The organism is Planctomycetaceae bacterium (assembly GCA_041398785.1).
In the GTDB taxonomy this organism is placed as follows: Bacteria; Planctomycetota; Planctomycetia; order Planctomycetales; family Planctomycetaceae; genus JAWKUA01.
The window spans coordinates 1-14,650 of the sequence record JAWKUA010000017.1 but is presented as its reverse complement, the minus strand read 5'-3'; the positions used below and the strand labels follow the sequence as shown (position 1 = coordinate 14,650).

14 protein-coding genes are annotated in these 14,650 nt (G+C 60.1%); 5 read left to right on the top strand and 9 right to left on the bottom strand.

All coding sequences use genetic code 11. The features are described 5' to 3' along the window. Positions 1-197: 197 nt before the first annotated feature. The 4 genes from R3C19_18775 to R3C19_18760 all read right to left on the bottom strand — a co-directional run bounded on the left by R3C19_18775 (position 198) and on the right by R3C19_18760 (position 3,298). Positions 198-470: a hypothetical protein gene (locus R3C19_18775; GenBank protein MEZ6062392.1), complete on the bottom strand. Its 273-nt coding sequence runs from the start codon at positions 468-470 to the stop codon at positions 198-200. Beyond that, the gene (locus R3C19_18770) at positions 434-976 is read right to left on the bottom strand and encodes a PQQ-binding-like beta-propeller repeat protein (protein MEZ6062391.1); all 543 of its coding nucleotides are present in this window, start codon (positions 974-976) and stop codon (positions 434-436) included. The genes R3C19_18775 and R3C19_18770 overlap by 37 nt, the downstream gene beginning before the upstream one ends. A gap of 128 nt (positions 977-1,104) precedes the next feature. Then, positions 1,105-1,554, bottom strand: a complete 450-nt coding sequence (locus R3C19_18765; GenBank protein MEZ6062390.1) for a hypothetical protein — start codon at positions 1,552-1,554, stop codon at positions 1,105-1,107. Positions 1,555-1,981: 427 nt separating this feature from the next. After that, complete coding sequence (locus R3C19_18760; protein ID MEZ6062389.1) at positions 1,982-3,298, bottom strand: ATP-dependent DNA helicase; 1,317 nt, start codon at positions 3,296-3,298, stop codon at positions 1,982-1,984. Positions 3,299-3,578: 280 nt separating this feature from the next. Between R3C19_18760 and R3C19_18755 the strand changes: the two genes are divergently transcribed. Further along, a complete protein-coding gene (locus R3C19_18755; GenBank protein MEZ6062388.1) occupies positions 3,579-3,968 on the top strand; it encodes a hypothetical protein in 390 nt (129 codons plus the stop codon). A gap of 67 nt (positions 3,969-4,035) precedes the next feature. Here R3C19_18755 and R3C19_18750 read toward each other — a convergent pair whose 3' ends face one another. After that, on the bottom strand, positions 4,036-5,883 hold the full coding sequence (locus R3C19_18750; protein MEZ6062387.1) for an FHA domain-containing protein: 1,848 nt from the start codon (positions 5,881-5,883) through the stop codon (positions 4,036-4,038). Positions 5,884-6,160: 277 nt separating this feature from the next. On the opposite strand from R3C19_18750, the gene R3C19_18745 reads away from it, so the two are divergent. The 3 genes from R3C19_18745 (at position 6,161) to R3C19_18735 (ending at position 9,672) form a co-directional block, all read left to right on the top strand. Beyond that, on the top strand, positions 6,161-7,411 hold the full coding sequence (locus R3C19_18745) for an ATP-binding protein (GenBank protein MEZ6062386.1): 1,251 nt from the start codon (positions 6,161-6,163) through the stop codon (positions 7,409-7,411). Between the two features lie 34 nt (positions 7,412-7,445). Continuing rightward, the gene (locus tag R3C19_18740) at positions 7,446-8,228 is read left to right on the top strand and encodes a toprim domain-containing protein (protein ID MEZ6062385.1); all 783 of its coding nucleotides are present in this window, start codon (positions 7,446-7,448) and stop codon (positions 8,226-8,228) included. A 409-nt stretch (positions 8,229-8,637) separates the two neighbouring features. Beyond that, positions 8,638-9,672, top strand: a complete 1,035-nt coding sequence (locus tag R3C19_18735) for an aldo/keto reductase (protein ID MEZ6062384.1) — start codon at positions 8,638-8,640, stop codon at positions 9,670-9,672. A 169-nt stretch (positions 9,673-9,841) separates the two neighbouring features. Here R3C19_18735 and R3C19_18730 read toward each other — a convergent pair whose 3' ends face one another. The 4 genes from R3C19_18730 to R3C19_18715 form a co-directional block, all read right to left on the bottom strand. After that, on the bottom strand, positions 9,842-10,402 hold the full coding sequence (locus R3C19_18730; protein ID MEZ6062383.1) for an RDD family protein: 561 nt from the start codon (positions 10,400-10,402) through the stop codon (positions 9,842-9,844). A 582-nt stretch (positions 10,403-10,984) separates the two neighbouring features. Beyond that, positions 10,985-11,239, bottom strand: a complete 255-nt coding sequence (locus tag R3C19_18725; protein MEZ6062382.1) for a dihydrodipicolinate synthase family protein — start codon at positions 11,237-11,239, stop codon at positions 10,985-10,987. Then, entirely contained in the window at positions 11,199-11,876 is a 678-nt protein-coding gene (locus R3C19_18720) for a dihydrodipicolinate synthase family protein (protein ID MEZ6062381.1), read from the bottom strand. The genes R3C19_18725 and R3C19_18720 overlap by 41 nt, the downstream gene beginning before the upstream one ends. Before the next feature lie 172 nt (positions 11,877-12,048). After that, a complete protein-coding gene (locus tag R3C19_18715; protein ID MEZ6062380.1) occupies positions 12,049-14,256 on the bottom strand; it encodes a M3 family metallopeptidase in 2,208 nt (735 codons plus the stop codon). A 71-nt stretch (positions 14,257-14,327) separates the two neighbouring features. On the opposite strand from R3C19_18715, the gene R3C19_18710 reads away from it, so the two are divergent. Beyond that, a partial coding sequence (locus R3C19_18710) for a hypothetical protein (GenBank protein MEZ6062379.1) occupies positions 14,328-14,650 on the top strand: 323 nt, incomplete at its 3' end.

The following is a 14,650-nucleotide window of genomic DNA, read 5'->3' as shown; positions in this document are numbered from 1 at the left end:
CTAACGCAAGGGGGTTCATTCTCTCCGCGGGTGTCACACACACTGTCCCCTCGCCCGCGAAACGGGAGAGGGAGATTTTTCTGCGTCCAGCAGAAAAATCGGGGTGAGGGCCCGCGCGCTCGCTGCCGGCCAGTTACTGAGCCGAGCGCCCGGCGTCAACGACGAATGGAACACCATCGGTCCCAGCCGCCGGTCGTTCAGTCTTCCGCGATGCAATAAAGATGCTTCTCGGTGCGAATGAAGATTTGGTCTCCCGCGATCGCCGGAGACGCGTCGATGCCTTCGTCCAGTTTGTTGACCGCCAGCACTTCCAGTTCCGTGCCATGCCGAATCACTGCCGTCGCGCCTTCTCGTCCGGGAAAATAGACCCGATCAGCCGCCGCGACCGGCGACGCGTAGACGGAACTGATTTCCGGCAGTCGCTGCTGACCAATCAGAACTTCGCCCGTGGCGGCATCGACCGACGACATGATTCCTTCACGGGATTTTGTGAAGTAGAGCTGCCCCTTGTACAACACCGGTGACGCAACGTACGGCGCGCGTCGTCGCGTTTCCAGGCGACAACGTCCGTGTCGGTCACGTCATCAGTGGCGTCCAGCGGAATCGCGTAGATCGCGTTGCCGCGATACCCGGTCATGCACACGATCATGTTGTCCTGCAGCACGGGCGACGGAATCGGGTTCTCCACCTGACCGCCGCATTCCCAGACCAGGTCGCCGGTTTTCAGATCGTAGCTGCGGACGCGATGCCCGTTTGTCACGACCTGAGTTCTGCCGTTGTGTTCCACGATGAACGGAGTCGCCCACGTTGTTCGTTCATCTCGTTCCACCTGCCAGCGAATTTCGCCGTTGGTCGCGTCGAGCGCAATCAGTGATGACTGGCCTTCATGATCCCACGGAATGACCAGTGTGTCGCCGTGCAGCGCCCGGAGAACTGCCTTCGCCGAAGCTGTTGCGAGTCTGCATCTGTCCGAGATCGCGGTGCCAGACTTCCTTGCCGTTCATGTCGAAACAGAACACCCCGCGCGAACCGAATGACACGAACAGGTGCTTTCCGTCGGTGACCGGAGACCCGGACGCGAACGTGTTCGTCCCGTGGCCGCCTTCATGCGGCACCGCTTCGACGGCAACCGTCCGCCAGACTTCGCCCCCGTCGTCCGGTCGTAGCAGATGACAGCATACTGGTGGAAATTCGTCGGAGGCGGCGCGGCGCCGAAACCTCCGCGCCGCCTCGGCCCCCACGGCCCTGCTGCTGATCGGCCGGCGGTTCCGCTGCGGCTGCCGCGGCTCCTTCGGCCTTTCGATCTGTCGGAATCGCAGTCAAAACATAGATGCGATTTTCCCAGATGATCGGCGTGGCGCTGCCCTTGCCCGGAACTTCGATTTTCCAGCGAACGTTCTTCGTTTCGCTCCATTCGACGGGCGGATTGCCCGTGTCCGACGAGCCATTGAAGTTCGGCCCGCGCCATTGCGGCCAGTTGTCGCTGACGTCGCTCGCGAAGGCTGAAACGGAAAGGCTAAGCAGAATGCTGGTGCAGGTGACGACGGAACGCATCGGAACTTTCCTTTGACGTTGTGAAACACAGCAGGCTGAAGAATGACACCAAACGGCGGCGAGTCACCAGCAGCGCCCTGCGGTGAACGTCACAGCAGCGGACCGCAGCGAACATGCATGCATTCTGAATGCGCTCATGAACCGAAACCGGATGGCGATGCAGGCCCGTCGCGATGATATCAAAAGCAACAACGCGTTCCAGGGCTCCTGCTTTCAGATGCGCTGCCTTGCGAGCCCGTCGTGAGCGGGAATGACGGGGCGCGAGCTTGCGCGGGAATGACGGGGCGCGCGGGCTGCTGGGTTCCCGCCTGCGCGGGAATGACGGGGCGCGGGCTTGCGGGGAATGACGGAACGCCGCCGCCGGAACAACGGTGTGCAATCTGTGGGAATCTGAGAAATCTGTGGCCAACTCTTCGACGATGGCCGGTCAATCGCGGTCGACGGGTTCAATTGTCTGACCGTTGTCGATTTCCGTTCGACAGTCCGGAAGGCTTTCCAGAAACAGCCGGCCGTATTGTTTCGTCAGGACTCGCGGGTCAAGAATCACGACTCGTCCGGAATCCGTCGCTCGGCGGATCAGACGGCCGAAGCCCTGCTTCAGTTTGATGACGGCTTCGGGAACCTGATATTCGCGAAACGGGTTGCCTCGGCGAGCCTTAATCGCATCGACGCGAGCTTCCAGAAGCGGATGATCGGGCACGCTGAACGGCAGCTTGGGAATGATGACGTTCTGCAGCGAATCTCCCGGAACGTCGACACCCTGCCAGAAGCTGTCGGTACCGAACAGGACCGCTCGCGGATCATTGCGAAATCGTTCCAGCATCGCGGAACGCGGCATTCCGCGGCCCTGGCTGTACAGCGTCAGGTCGTGTTCCGCCAGCCAGCCGAGCAGTCGCTGCACGGCGAATTCCATCATCGAATAGCTGGTAAACAGAACAAACGCGCGGCCGTTGGTTTCCAGCACGTGTCGCTGAATTCTTTTGACGACTTCGGCTTCGAAGCCGCGAGCGTCCGCGCCGGGATCGGGCATGTTCGTCGACAGGATCAGACGCACCTGCCGCCGATAATCAAACGGGCTTCCCAGCCGGCAGTCGCCGCCATCCGTCAGTCCGACGCGCGATCGGAAGAAGCTGAAGTCCTTTGTTCCGACGGCCAGCGTCGCGCTGGTCAGAATGACGCTGGGAACGGCGTTGAAGAGGTGTTCCTTCAGAATCGGCCCGACTTCGATGGGGGCACTCATCAGAGTCAGTCGCTGTTGCCGAACTCCGCCGCGTTCCAGCCAGAACACGGCACCGCGTTCCTTCTGCACGCACCACGCGGCAAGGTTGTCGGCCAGCAGATAGCAGCGACCCGCGGCGGACGTCAGTTCGACTTTGTCACTTTCGTTGCTGATGCGATCCGCGTAGTTTTCGATCTGTTTTCCGAGTTCGGTCAGTTTCGGAGTGACGTTGTTGACGACGTCGACGGGTTTGTCCAGCCGGCCGTTTCGCTTTCCGAATCGCGTCGCCCAGTCGTCAATGGCGAAGAACAGGTCGCGACTCGCGTGGCGAACTCCCTGGGTCAGCTTTTGGGCTTCGACCATTTTGTGCAGCACCAGCAGACCGCGATTCGCCCGATCGTTGTACAGCTTGTTCATCAGGTATTCGATCTGCCCTTCGGAAATCGACAGGCCCAGATGGTCGGCGGCCACGGATTCGATGGTGTGGGCTTCGTCGAAAATGACGGTGTCGTAGTCCGGAAGCACGCTGGCTCCTTCGCGCGCAGCGCCAGATCCGAAAAGAACAGCGCGTGATTGACGACCAGCACGTGAGCGTTGCGGACGCGGCGGCGAGCCTTGTAGTAGAAGCATTCGTCGTGGTGAGGGCACTTTCGGCGAAGGCAGTCGCCCTGATCGCTGAGCACTTCGTCCCACACGCCGGCTGCGGTCGAAAACTCAGATCGGAACGGCTGCCGTCGGTGGTTGTTTTTGACCAGGATGAAATCTGAGCCAACTGCCGCTGCCCGTCCATTTCGAACAGAGCCTTTTGTCCGGCGCGGGCGACGGCCTTTGCGGTGCGACGCAGACTGATGTAGTTGCTGCGGCCCTTGACCAGCACGGCGGAAAATTCGACCGGAAGCACCGACTGCAGAAACGGGATGTCGCGCCCGATCAGTTGTTCCTGCAGACTGATCGTGTGAGTCGACACGATGATTTTTGGAGTCTTCCGATCGTTCTTCTTCTGATCCTTCTCGTTTTTCTGCGCGTCTTTTTCAGCGTCCGTCCTGCGGCGTTCCTCAGCGGCCAGAATGGCGGGAACAAGATAAGCGAAACTCTTGCCGACCCCCGTCCCGGCTTCCGCGACCAGATGCCGTCCGTCACGGATTGCGGCGCGATGCGTTCGGCCATTTCCAGTTGCTGCGGGCGTGCTTCGTAGCCGGACAGACGACGTGCGATGCTGCCCTGTCGGCCCAGAACGTCGTCCACAGTGGGAGCAGCATCGCTCATTGCATGTCCCACGTCTCGGACCCTTTCCAGGGCTTTGTCACGGTCGACGACCTGCTCTGCGAACCTTCATCGGAATCCTTTGTTTTGGAACGCAGCCGCTGCACACAGACAAACGCCACGTCGTCGGGAACCGGGCAGCCGTTGCGGAATTTTTCCAGACCGACTCTCAGTCCGATGTCCAGCGTACATCCTGTATCGCGGCCCGCCAGATCAACGAGTTCAACCAGCGTCTGGCCGCTCATCATCCGGCCGGTCGGGTCGATCAGCTTGGAAACACCGTCGCTGAACAGCACCAGCGAATCTCCTTTTTCCAGCAGAATACAGCCTTCGCCGCTGGCCGGGCGACCTGTTCCGATCGGCGGGCCGACGACAGCATCGTCCGTCACGGTCTGCGTGATTCCGTCGCGGATTCTGACGGGAATGCAGTGGCCGGCGACTGTCACCGACACCGTGGCGGATTTCGGATCAAGAATCAGAACACCCACCGACGTGATCATCGGAACGTGGCCGATTCGCTTCTGCAGTTCCCTTTCGGCCGTTCTTAACGCGGCGGCCGCGGATTCGGTTTCGACGATGGCACCGATCAGCAGCCGCGTCAGGCAGACCAGCAGTCCCGCGGCTTCTGATCCGCGCCCGGGCACATCGATCAGCAGGCAGGCTATTCTTCCGTCCGATAACGTGGCGTAGTCGATCAGGTCGGCTGCGATGTCGGGAGCGGCGATGATCTGATGTCCCCAGCGGAAGCCCGGTACTCCCGGCGGCGACAGAGGACCCAGGCTGGCTCGCAGCCGGGACGCGTCTTCCAGTCCGCGATCGACCAGCGCCCGCGCGACTTCGAGATCCACCTCCGCGGCGTTTTCCAGAGCTGCCGAAATGATGTGAATCAGAATCGCCAGTTGTTCCAGTTCTGACTGGCTGAACGACCGGTCCGTCTGCCCGGTGTCGACCTGGATGGCTCCGAATGCTTCCGACGATCTTCCCACGAGCGGCGCGGACAGGATGTACCTGGCGACCGATACGTCCGCTTTGTGTCCGGACTCCGATGGCTTCTGCCAGTAATCCACAAACAGGATCGCTTCGAAGCATTCCATGCTGTGATGCAGCACCGGCAGGCAGATCTGCGCGTCGCGGTTTTTCTCGCGAGCCGCCGCGGCCGCAACAACCAGTCCCGTTCGCGTTCGGTTGCGGGTAATCACGGCGACACATTCCGCCGCCGAAAAGAATTCGAACAGCGATTCCAGCACCGTGCCCAGGATTTCGTCAGTTCGAATCGCCCGCCTCAGGCCATGCGTCAGCTTCAGTGCCTGAGCCAGTTTGTGTCCGGCGTCCTGAGCGACCGGACCGGAACCGGATTCGTCGATGCCGATCATCGAGACGCGCGACAGAATCTGGCTGTCACGAAGCTGGTCCCGCCCGAGCTGTTCGTAGGAAATCTCATCGCCGCGTTCGACGGTGTGCCGGGCGGCGGAATTCTGCGACGGGACCGCTGAGTCGGACACGCTGATGACGGTCGGACGGTATCCCCAGTTGCCGGAATCTCCGTCCAGGGAATCCTGCGCGAAGAACACAAACGGCAGTGTCGAAACTTCCAGCCGGTCACCATTGCTTAGCGGCGTTTTTCGCGAGATCGCCCGGCCATTCAGAATCGTGCCGTTGCGGCTGCCAAGGTCTTCGACAAAGTAGCGGCTGCCTTCCGCCGTGATTCTCGCGTGATGGCGGCTGACGGACGGCGATTGGATCACCACGTCGCATGATTCGTGGCGGCCGATCGTCAGGGCATCACCCGTCAGCGGGTGCGTGATCGGATCCGGCTGGTCTCCGAATGCCTGTTTCAGATAGGCCATAGAATACTCACCGATAACGGCTGCGTCGCAACAAGCGTCCGCGAAAATCGTCAGCGGCCCTGGTTCCCGATTGGCAGGATCTGCCAGACGGACGTTTTAGTCGCCGCCGCTCCGTTCCACAACACCTGGCGAACCGGCATGCGGCGGTTCCCCTGTTTAGGCGTGCGGCAGATGAGAATCTACCCGCCAGCCGCCGGCCGCGGTTCTCTGCGAACACAACCGCGGCTGGCGCCGTGCGGCTCGCGGGCAGGTAACAGCTCATCTGTCGCTCGCCTTAATGCGCTGTTCTTTGAATTGTCGGCGAATCTCTTCAGTTGCGACGCTTCCGTTTTCCGCGATACTCCTGCGGCGGTCGCGGTCCGAAAACCGCCGCCGCTTCATTTGCCGGGAGGCGAATGTCCGCTGTCTGCATAAGGATGTCCATGAGCACAACCGCCACAAATCCGCCTATACCGGCGACGACATCGAAGTTCTGGAAGGACTGGAACCGGTTCGCAAACGCCCGTCCATGTACATCGGCGGCGTCGATGCCCGCGGACTGCATCATCTGCTGTGGGAAGTCGTCGACAATTCCGTCGACGAATTCCTGGCCGGCGAATGTGACAAAATCACGGTGACTCTGCACAAGGACGGCTGCAGTTGCACGGTCCACGACAACGGACGCGGCATTCCCGTCGACAAGCACAAAAAGATGAAGAAGTCGACTCTGGAAGTCATCCTGACAACGCTGCATGCCGGCGGAAAATTCAGCAACAAGAACTACGCTCGCAGCGGAGGTCTGCACGGAGTCGGCTCGTCGGTTGTCAACGCTCTGTCGTCGCACATGGTCGCCACCGTGCATCGCGACGGCGGAGAATGGGTGCAGGAATACCGGTACGGCAAACCGGTGGCTCCCGTCAAGAAAATGCGGCCGTTTCGAGGCCGCGGAACGCAGATCTTCTTTCGGCCCGATGACGATATCTTCCGCCGCATTCACTTCAATTCCGACACCATTCGTCAGCATCTGGAAGATATCTCGTACATTCACGGCGGCCTGACGATCGTCTTCCGGGACGAATTCCGCAACGAAACTCACGAACTTGCGCATCCCGACGGAATCGTCGCCTACATCGAAAAGATCATTCACGAAAGCGGCAAGAAGTCCGTTCACGAACAGTTGTTTTCCACGGATCGCGACGACCAGACGGCTCGCGTGGAACTGGTGCTGAAATGGACGGAATCCACCGATGAGCATATTCGCAGCTACGTAAACGGCATCCGCACACACGGCGGCGGAACTCACGAAAACGGACTGAAGGCGGGACTTGTCAAAGCCGTCCGCAACTACATTGAAGTCCACAACTACAAGCCCCGCGGAGTCACGATTTCGGCCGAAGATATTCGCGAAGGCATCGTCGCCATCCTGTCCGTTTTTAACGGCGACCCGATGTTTCAGGGGCAGACCAAGGAACGGCTGAATAATCCCGAAATGGCCTCACACGTCGACGGACTGATCCGGCCGGCGGCTGGAAAACTGGCTGAACAGTAATCCGACGCTGGCCGATTCGATCCTCGGCCGCATCGTGCTGGCCGCGCGAGCCCGCCTGGCAAGCCGTGACGCCATCAGCGAAGTGAAACGCAAATCCGCCGCCTCACGCCGCACCAATCTTCCCGGCAAACTGGTCGACTGCCAGGCAAAGAACGCCGACGATTCGGAACTGTTCATCGTCGAAGGTGACTCCGCCGGAGGCACCGCTGTGATGGGTCGCAACGCGTCGACTCAGGCCGTGCTGCCGCTGCGAGGCAAGATTCTGAACACGGAGTCCCTGGCTCTGTCCAAGATTCTGAAGAATCAGGAAATCAGCGACATTGTCGAAACACTGGGAACCGGCGTCGGACCGAACTTTGACATCCACCGGCTGAGATACGCTCGCGTGATTCTGCTGATGGATGCCGACAGCGACGGTTACCACATTTCGACGCTGCTGCTGACGTTCTTTTTTCGACATATGCCGGAACTGATTCGCCAGGGCAAACTGTTTATCGCTCAGCCGCCGCTGTTTCGCATCGAAGTCGGCAAGACCACCCACTACGCTCAGACCGACGCCGAAAAGGAAGAAATCCTGGCGTCGCTGCCCGCCAACCGGCAGGCCACCGTCCTGCGATTCAAGGGTCTGGGCGAAATGAACGCCGCTCAACTGCGAGACACCACGCTGAACCCGAAAGCACGAGTCCTGCTGCGAGTCGACATCGAAAGTCAGTTGGACGCCGACAGCACCTTCAATCAGCTTCTGGGCAAGGACGCGTCGGAGCGATACCGGATCATCATGGAAGAAGCCAGCTTCGCCGACGACGTGGATCTGTAAACCGCTGCCCGCGGAACCTCCCGCGCGGATCTGCCCGGGAACCGCCTTCCGAACATCGCCTTCCCCACTCCGATACCATGCCGCGAGCGGGGAAAAACGAGTCATTCAGCCTCGCGACCGTAAGACGATCGACAGATGAGAATTGACCAATGCAGAGCGACAATAGCTTCACCCTCCCGTTTCAACGGGAGGGTCGCCGATCGAATGCCGTTCAGGCCTTCGATCGCGGGGAGGCCACGCACGGGGAACTCCCGTTGCGCGGACGCCCTCCCCTCGTTTGATCGCCTGCACGGCGATCAAACTTCGACCCTCCCGTTGAAACGGGAGGGTATCTTCTCATCTGCCGCAGGCCTAAGAGTTGCGAAAAGCATCAGTGTCCGCCGCGGCCAGAATAGCAACAGGACCAGTCATGAACCGACGACGACTCGGCAACAGCGGAATTTCAGTTTCTGATATCTGCATGGGCACGATGACGTTCGGCGAACAATGTGACGAACAGCTTTCGTTCCGGATCATGGACCGCGCGTTCAGCGCCGGGATCGATTTCTATGACGCGGCCGAACTGTACCCCGTGCCGCCCAGCAAAGAGAAAGTCGGACTGACCGAAGAAATCGTCGGACGGTGGATGAAGACCAAACCGCGCGACGCCGTGATCGTGGCCACCAAGATCGCCGGCCCGGCTCACGGCTGGTTCGTGCCGCCGATCCGCAACGGTCACGCCGCACTCGACCGGCGGCAGATCTTCAGCGCCGTCGAAGACAGCCTGCGCAGACTGCAGACAGACTACATCGACCTGTACCAGACTCACTGGCCGGACCACCACGCTCGGTACGAAGACATCCTGGACGCCCTGACCGCGCTCGTTCAGCAGGGCAAGGTGCGAGCCATCGGGTGCAGCAATGAAACATGCTGGGGCCTGATGAAAAGTCTGTCCGCCGCCGAAAAACACGGCCTGTGCCGCTACGACACCGTGCAGAACAATTTCAGCCTGATCAATCGCCGCTGCGAAAGTGAACTGGCTCAGGTCTGCCGTCGCGAAGACGTCGGCCTGCTGCCGTATTCACCGCTTGGTGGAGGCGTGCTGACCGGAAAATACACCGACAGCTTTCCGTCCGGCGCTCGCTTCACCGCCTATCAAAACGCGGGAGAACGTCAGCAGAAGATGGCTCAGCGGTTCCTGAACGACCGCACGCGGGAAACCGTCGAACGCTTGAAACCCATCGCCGCCGATCTGGGAGTCACTCTGACAGCTCTGGCGGTTGCCTGGAGCAAACAGCACGACTTCGTGGCCTCCACGATCATCGGCGCCACCAGCGTCGAACAACTCGAAGAAAGCCTCGCCGCCGACGGACTGATCCTGGATGCAGAAACCCTGCGCCGCATCGACGAGATCGACGATGCCATTCCGAATCCCATGAAGGAAGACGGCCTGCGAAGGTTGTAGTTGCAACAGGACTCACATCCTGCAACTCGCCAAAGCCGGACACGCACCGCCGGGCAGCGCGACGTTATTTCGAAATCGCCGCCGGCAATCCCGGTCAGGAGCCGTGAATGCGGAAGGGGTGCGGATGCGCCGGCTCTGGCTCTGGTCCGCAAAGCGAAACGCTCATTTCTCATGTCCCGGTTCCGGCGGCAGCCGCGCCTTTCGGCGTCATCACCTGAGGGTACGTGAGATTGAAGCCGAGCGCGTTGTAAGAGACAAGGCGAATCGCGGCTCGTCCGGCGGGTTCGGCATGCCGCCTGATGACGCATGTCCCGGAAAATCGATCGCGGAGTGTCTGCTTGTGGTCGTCAGTACTGACCCAAAGGAGATCAAAGATGAACGAGAATGGACCGAACAGGCACAGCAGAAATCGAAATGTCATACGGAACACCGATGGTGTTTCGCCCTTCAGGTTGACGATTCTGGCATCCAGCAACCAATAACCGACAGTACGGATTCTTGATGCCTTTAGAACGGAGAGGTACAGCCACGATATGACTCCGAACAGGAGGGAAAACTGCTCGTCGGAAATGTCCGTGACGCTGAGGACGACGATGCCAATTACAAAAAACAACACAATGAGAACCATCAGATCCACAGCAAGAATCGCCATTCGACGCGCGAGCCCGACGTAATCCTCGCGGCGGAAGTAGGCGCCTTCACCGAGTGTGTCTCTTGATGTCTCAGCCATGCCGCGTGATTCCGTCGGATGCAGGACCGCGAATTGCCAGCTACCCGGAGGCGTCAATCCAGCGGGATCGATCGTGTCTTGAACGCTGCTGCTTCGTGCGCCGCCGGTCGCCTGCGAAATCGCTCCACACGCTGTTGCGGCGCTGTGAGCAGCTTACGCCCTGAACGGGGTGCTGTCACGAGCATCCGTCCCACTGGCAGCGGCGACGGGCCGCCAATCTTTCGGCAACCGGCATATGGAGTGCGATGGTTCAGCATCGCTTTGGTTTTCCAGAAATCATCGAAGTCCGGTCCGTCGTACGGTTCACCGGATAACACCGATCAACGGAAAACGAAAGCGAGCGGCAGGTGAGTTGCTGTGCGTGGTGGCCCGTACGATCGCCTTCCAGGGCCGTCGTCAGGACTTCATCGATAGCCCTGGAAGACCATCGTGCATGTCAATTCTCACCTGCAGCACGCCTAAAGCGGCGACAAGTCGCCGCACTCCAAAACCGTCGCTTGTTCAAGGTCAGGTCTCGCATCCCGTTCCACGACGGCGAGCTGCGCGATGTCAGTCCGCAATTGATGCCGAAAGCGGGGTGCTCTACGCGAAGAATCCAATCGCGTCGAGATCGTTCAACAACGAACGCTCATCAGTCAAATCCAGCGATGCCTGCGGCAGACGACAGGTGCCGAAGTCGAATCCCAGTTTCTTCAGCACGCACTTCGCGGCCGCGTGAAACGGGTGGCGGGCCATGATTTCGATGAATGCCACCGACTTCGCCTGAGCCTCCCGGGCTGCATGAAGGTCGCCGGATTCAAACGCGTCGATCAGCGTGCGGTACAACGGAGCGGCGATGTTGTATGTGCTGCCGACCGCTCCCCCGATGACCAGAGCGGCTGAGCAGCATTTCGTCGCAGCCCCACAAGATGTCGAATCTTCCGTTGTCAATGCTCAGACAGCTTTGGAATTCGTGAACCGTGGTTGACGTAAATTTTAGTCCCGCCAGATTCGGGATGCTGTCGGCCGCCTTCGACAGGAATTCCGTCATGTTCAGGTTCACGCCGGTCATTGACGGAATGTGATAGTAATAAAACGGCAGATTGGGACCGCCGGCAGCCACTTCGGCCATCGACGCGATCAGCAAATCCACCGACGCCGGCTTGAAATAGAACGGGCAGGTTGCCGAAATCACATCGGCTCCGATATCCGCCGCATGAGTCGCAAGTTCGCGAGCTTCGCGCAGACAATTGTGCCCGACCTGGACGATCACAGGAACTCGCCCGGCCGCCGCCTTCACGAACGCTTCGGCCAGCACACGCCGTTCATCGCCGGTCAGCGAAACTCCTTCGCCCGTGCTGCCGCAGACATACAGGCCGCTGACGCCGCTGTTCAGCAGGAAGTCGACATACTCCGGAATCGGTTTCGTGTTGAGCGAACCGTCCGCATGAAACGGCGTGTACGTCGCGGCGATCAGACCGGTGAGTTTTGGCATGGACGTTTCCGGGTATTGTGAACACTCGCAGACTCAACGCGGCTGCGGCCTGCGGTGTGTTGCGCAGTGCCGAGCGACTGTGCGGGAAGGCGGAGCCTTCAAGGCAGACCGTTCCAGGGCTGGAGCCCTGGAACGGGGTGGATCGAGACGGAACGCGGTGAATCGGCGGCGGCTACTTCAGGCCTCGGCGAATCAGCAGAGCGTCGACGGTGGGAGCCTGGCCTCGAAAGGCCTTGTAGGAATCCATCGGGTCGCGGCTGCTTCCTCGCGACAGGACTTCCGCGCGGAACCGGCTGCCGTTGTCCGCGGTCGCTCCGCCGCCGGCCTTCATGTACGCGAACGCATCAGCCGCCAGCACTTCGCTCCACAGATACGCGTAGTAGCTGGAGGAATAGCCGCCGGCCCAGATGTGAGCAAAATAGGGCGTCCGGTATCTTGGCGGAACGGCAGCGATGTTGACGCCATATTTCTTCAGCGTCGCGGCTTCGAAAGCTTCGACGTCGTCTGGGATCTGGTCCGATGACAGCGTGTGCCATTCCAGGTCCAGAATCGCGGCGGCCATATATTCCAGAGTATCAAAGCCCTGATTGAACTTGCTGGCGCGAATAACCTTGTCCAGCAGATCCTGAGGAATCGGTTCACCGGTCTTGTGATGCCTCGCATAGTTGGCCAGGATCCCCGGCTGAATGGCCCAGTCTTCCTCAAACGTCGACGGAAATTCCACGAAGTCCCGCGGCGTATTGGTTCCCGCAACGGACGGATAGGTCACGTCCGAAAACAGCCCGTGAACCGCGTGGCCCATTTCGTGGAACATCGTGGTGACGTTGTCGAAGCTGATCAGCGCCGGTTCGCCTTCGGCCGGGCGGGGGATGTTCAGGTTGTTACAGATAACGGGCTTCTCGTGCAGCAGTCCGGACTGGTCGACGAAGGAACTCATCCACGCTCCGCCGCGCTTGGAGTCTCGCTTGAAGAAGTCGGCGTAGAACAGTCCGATCTGCGAGCCGTCGCGATCCATCACGTTGAACACCCGCACTTCGGGGTGATAAACGGGCAGGTCTTTGCGTTCCTGGAACGTGATGCCGAACAGCTTGTTCATCGTGAAGAACACGCCGTTGTTCAGAACGGTGTCGAGTTCGAAGTATGGCTTGACGGCGGCTTCATCAACTTCGAACCGTTCCGCCCGGACCTTTTCCGCGAAGTATTCCCAGTCCCAGGGAGCCAGATCATGGTTGGCTCCCAGCTTCTTCATCATGGCTCGCAGATCATCGGCTTCCTGTTCGACGCGAGCGACGACGCCGGGGACCAGGTCCGTCAGCATTTTGCGGGCGGCGTCGGGATTCTTCGCCATCTGGTTCTGCAGCTTGTATTCCGCATGGTTTGCAAATCCCAGCAGCTTCGCCCGCTCGGCCCGCAGTTGAGCGATTTCCAGGACCAGCGGACGATTGTCGATGCCTCCGTTTTCGCCGATGCCGCGATAGGCCGACGCTTTCCACACGCGTTCGCGCAGACTGCGATTGTTCAGCGACGTCAGGATCGGCACGCGAGTCGTGTTGGTGATCTCCAGCAGATACTTGCCTTCCAGCTTGCGATCCTTCGCTCGTTCGGCGGCGGCCGCGATTTCCGCTTCGCTCATACCATCCAGTTCGGAAGCGTCATCGACAATGACCGACCGCTCCTTCGTGATGGCCAGCAGGTTGTCTTCGAACTTTGTTTCCAGCGTCGAAAGCTGTTCGTTCAGAGTTCGAATCCGGTTCTGATCCTGTTCGGACAGGCGAGCTCCCGCGCGGACGAAATCTTCGTGATGCTGACGCAGAACTTCCTGCTGTTCGGGAGTCAGATTCAGGCCGTCGCGATCGTTGTACAGCCGGTCGACTCGCTGAAACAGACGGCGATTCAGCAGGATGTTGTCCGAATGAGCGGCCAGCAGCGGCGCCATTTCCGTTTGAATGTTCTGCAGGTGCTCGTTGGTGTGAGACCCGGTCATGTTGAAGAACACTTCCTGCACGCGAGTCAGCAGTGTTCCCGATTTCTCCATCGCCACAATCGTGTTGTCGAAGGTGGGTTCCGCATCCTGTGCGGCAATTGCTTCCATCTCCGCAAGCTGCTGCTTCATGCCCGCCATGAACGCCGGCTGATAGTGTTCAATCTTGATTCTGTCGAACGCAGGCGTATGGAACGGCAGCGGACTGGGCGCGAAGAACGGGTTGTCGGATGAAAGATCGGAGGGTGGCGCGAGATTTTGCTTCACAGTGGCGGAGATTCTTGCTGGAGCCTTGTCTTGAGACTGAACGCTGGCGGAACTGGTCACAATCATCGTCGTCGCCGCGACTGTGACGGCAACGGTCCGCCATGAAGCGGACGTCTGGGAACACCGGGACATTGCTGCATCCTTTGTACGGCGTGAATTTGCGGCTTGATCATGCGGCCATGGCAGCAATCGCGTCAACCGCGATGGACACGAGACGTGCTGCGACCGCTGACCGGTTTGTTACCAAAGCCGCCGTCCATCCGCCAGCCGTCGACGTCGGACTTCGCAGAGAAATGCCGCTCAATCAGACGTCCGGGCGACTTCGCGGCGCCGCGTTCCGCGCCGGCCCCCCGTTCCGCACCGGCGAGCTGCGCAATATCAGTCCGCAATCGCCGCCGCCCGTGTGGCACTGGCTGTGCCAGTGTGCGTCAACATGGACCGCCTGTGCCATGTCGAATTTCGGCATGGTCAAACCGGTTGACTCGCTCATCCGTCGCAACTCGGCATCCCTCGAATCACGCCCGAC

Bases quoted from the DNA above. Each gene is read 5' to 3' on its own strand.
- R3C19_18745 (MEZ6062386.1), top strand. From the start codon at position 6,161: ATGCGCTGTTCTTTGAATTGTCGGCGAATCTCTTCAGTTGCGACGCTT.
- R3C19_18720 (MEZ6062381.1), bottom strand. From the start codon at position 11,876: ATGCCAAAACTCACCGGTCTGATCGCCGCGACGTACACGCCGTTTCAT.
- R3C19_18775 (MEZ6062392.1), bottom strand. From the start codon at position 470: ATGTCGTCGGTCGATGCCGCCACGGGCGAAGTTCTGATTGGTCAGCAG.
- R3C19_18750 (MEZ6062387.1), bottom strand. From the start codon at position 5,883: ATGGCCTATCTGAAACAGGCATTCGGAGACCAGCCGGATCCGATCACG.
- R3C19_18735 (MEZ6062384.1), top strand. From the start codon at position 8,638: ATGAACCGACGACGACTCGGCAACAGCGGAATTTCAGTTTCTGATATC.
- R3C19_18730 (MEZ6062383.1), bottom strand. From the start codon at position 10,402: ATGGCTGAGACATCAAGAGACACACTCGGTGAAGGCGCCTACTTCCGC.
- R3C19_18765 (MEZ6062390.1), bottom strand. From the start codon at position 1,554: ATGCGTTCCGTCGTCACCTGCACCAGCATTCTGCTTAGCCTTTCCGTT.
- R3C19_18715 (MEZ6062380.1), bottom strand. From the start codon at position 14,256: ATGTCCCGGTGTTCCCAGACGTCCGCTTCATGGCGGACCGTTGCCGTC.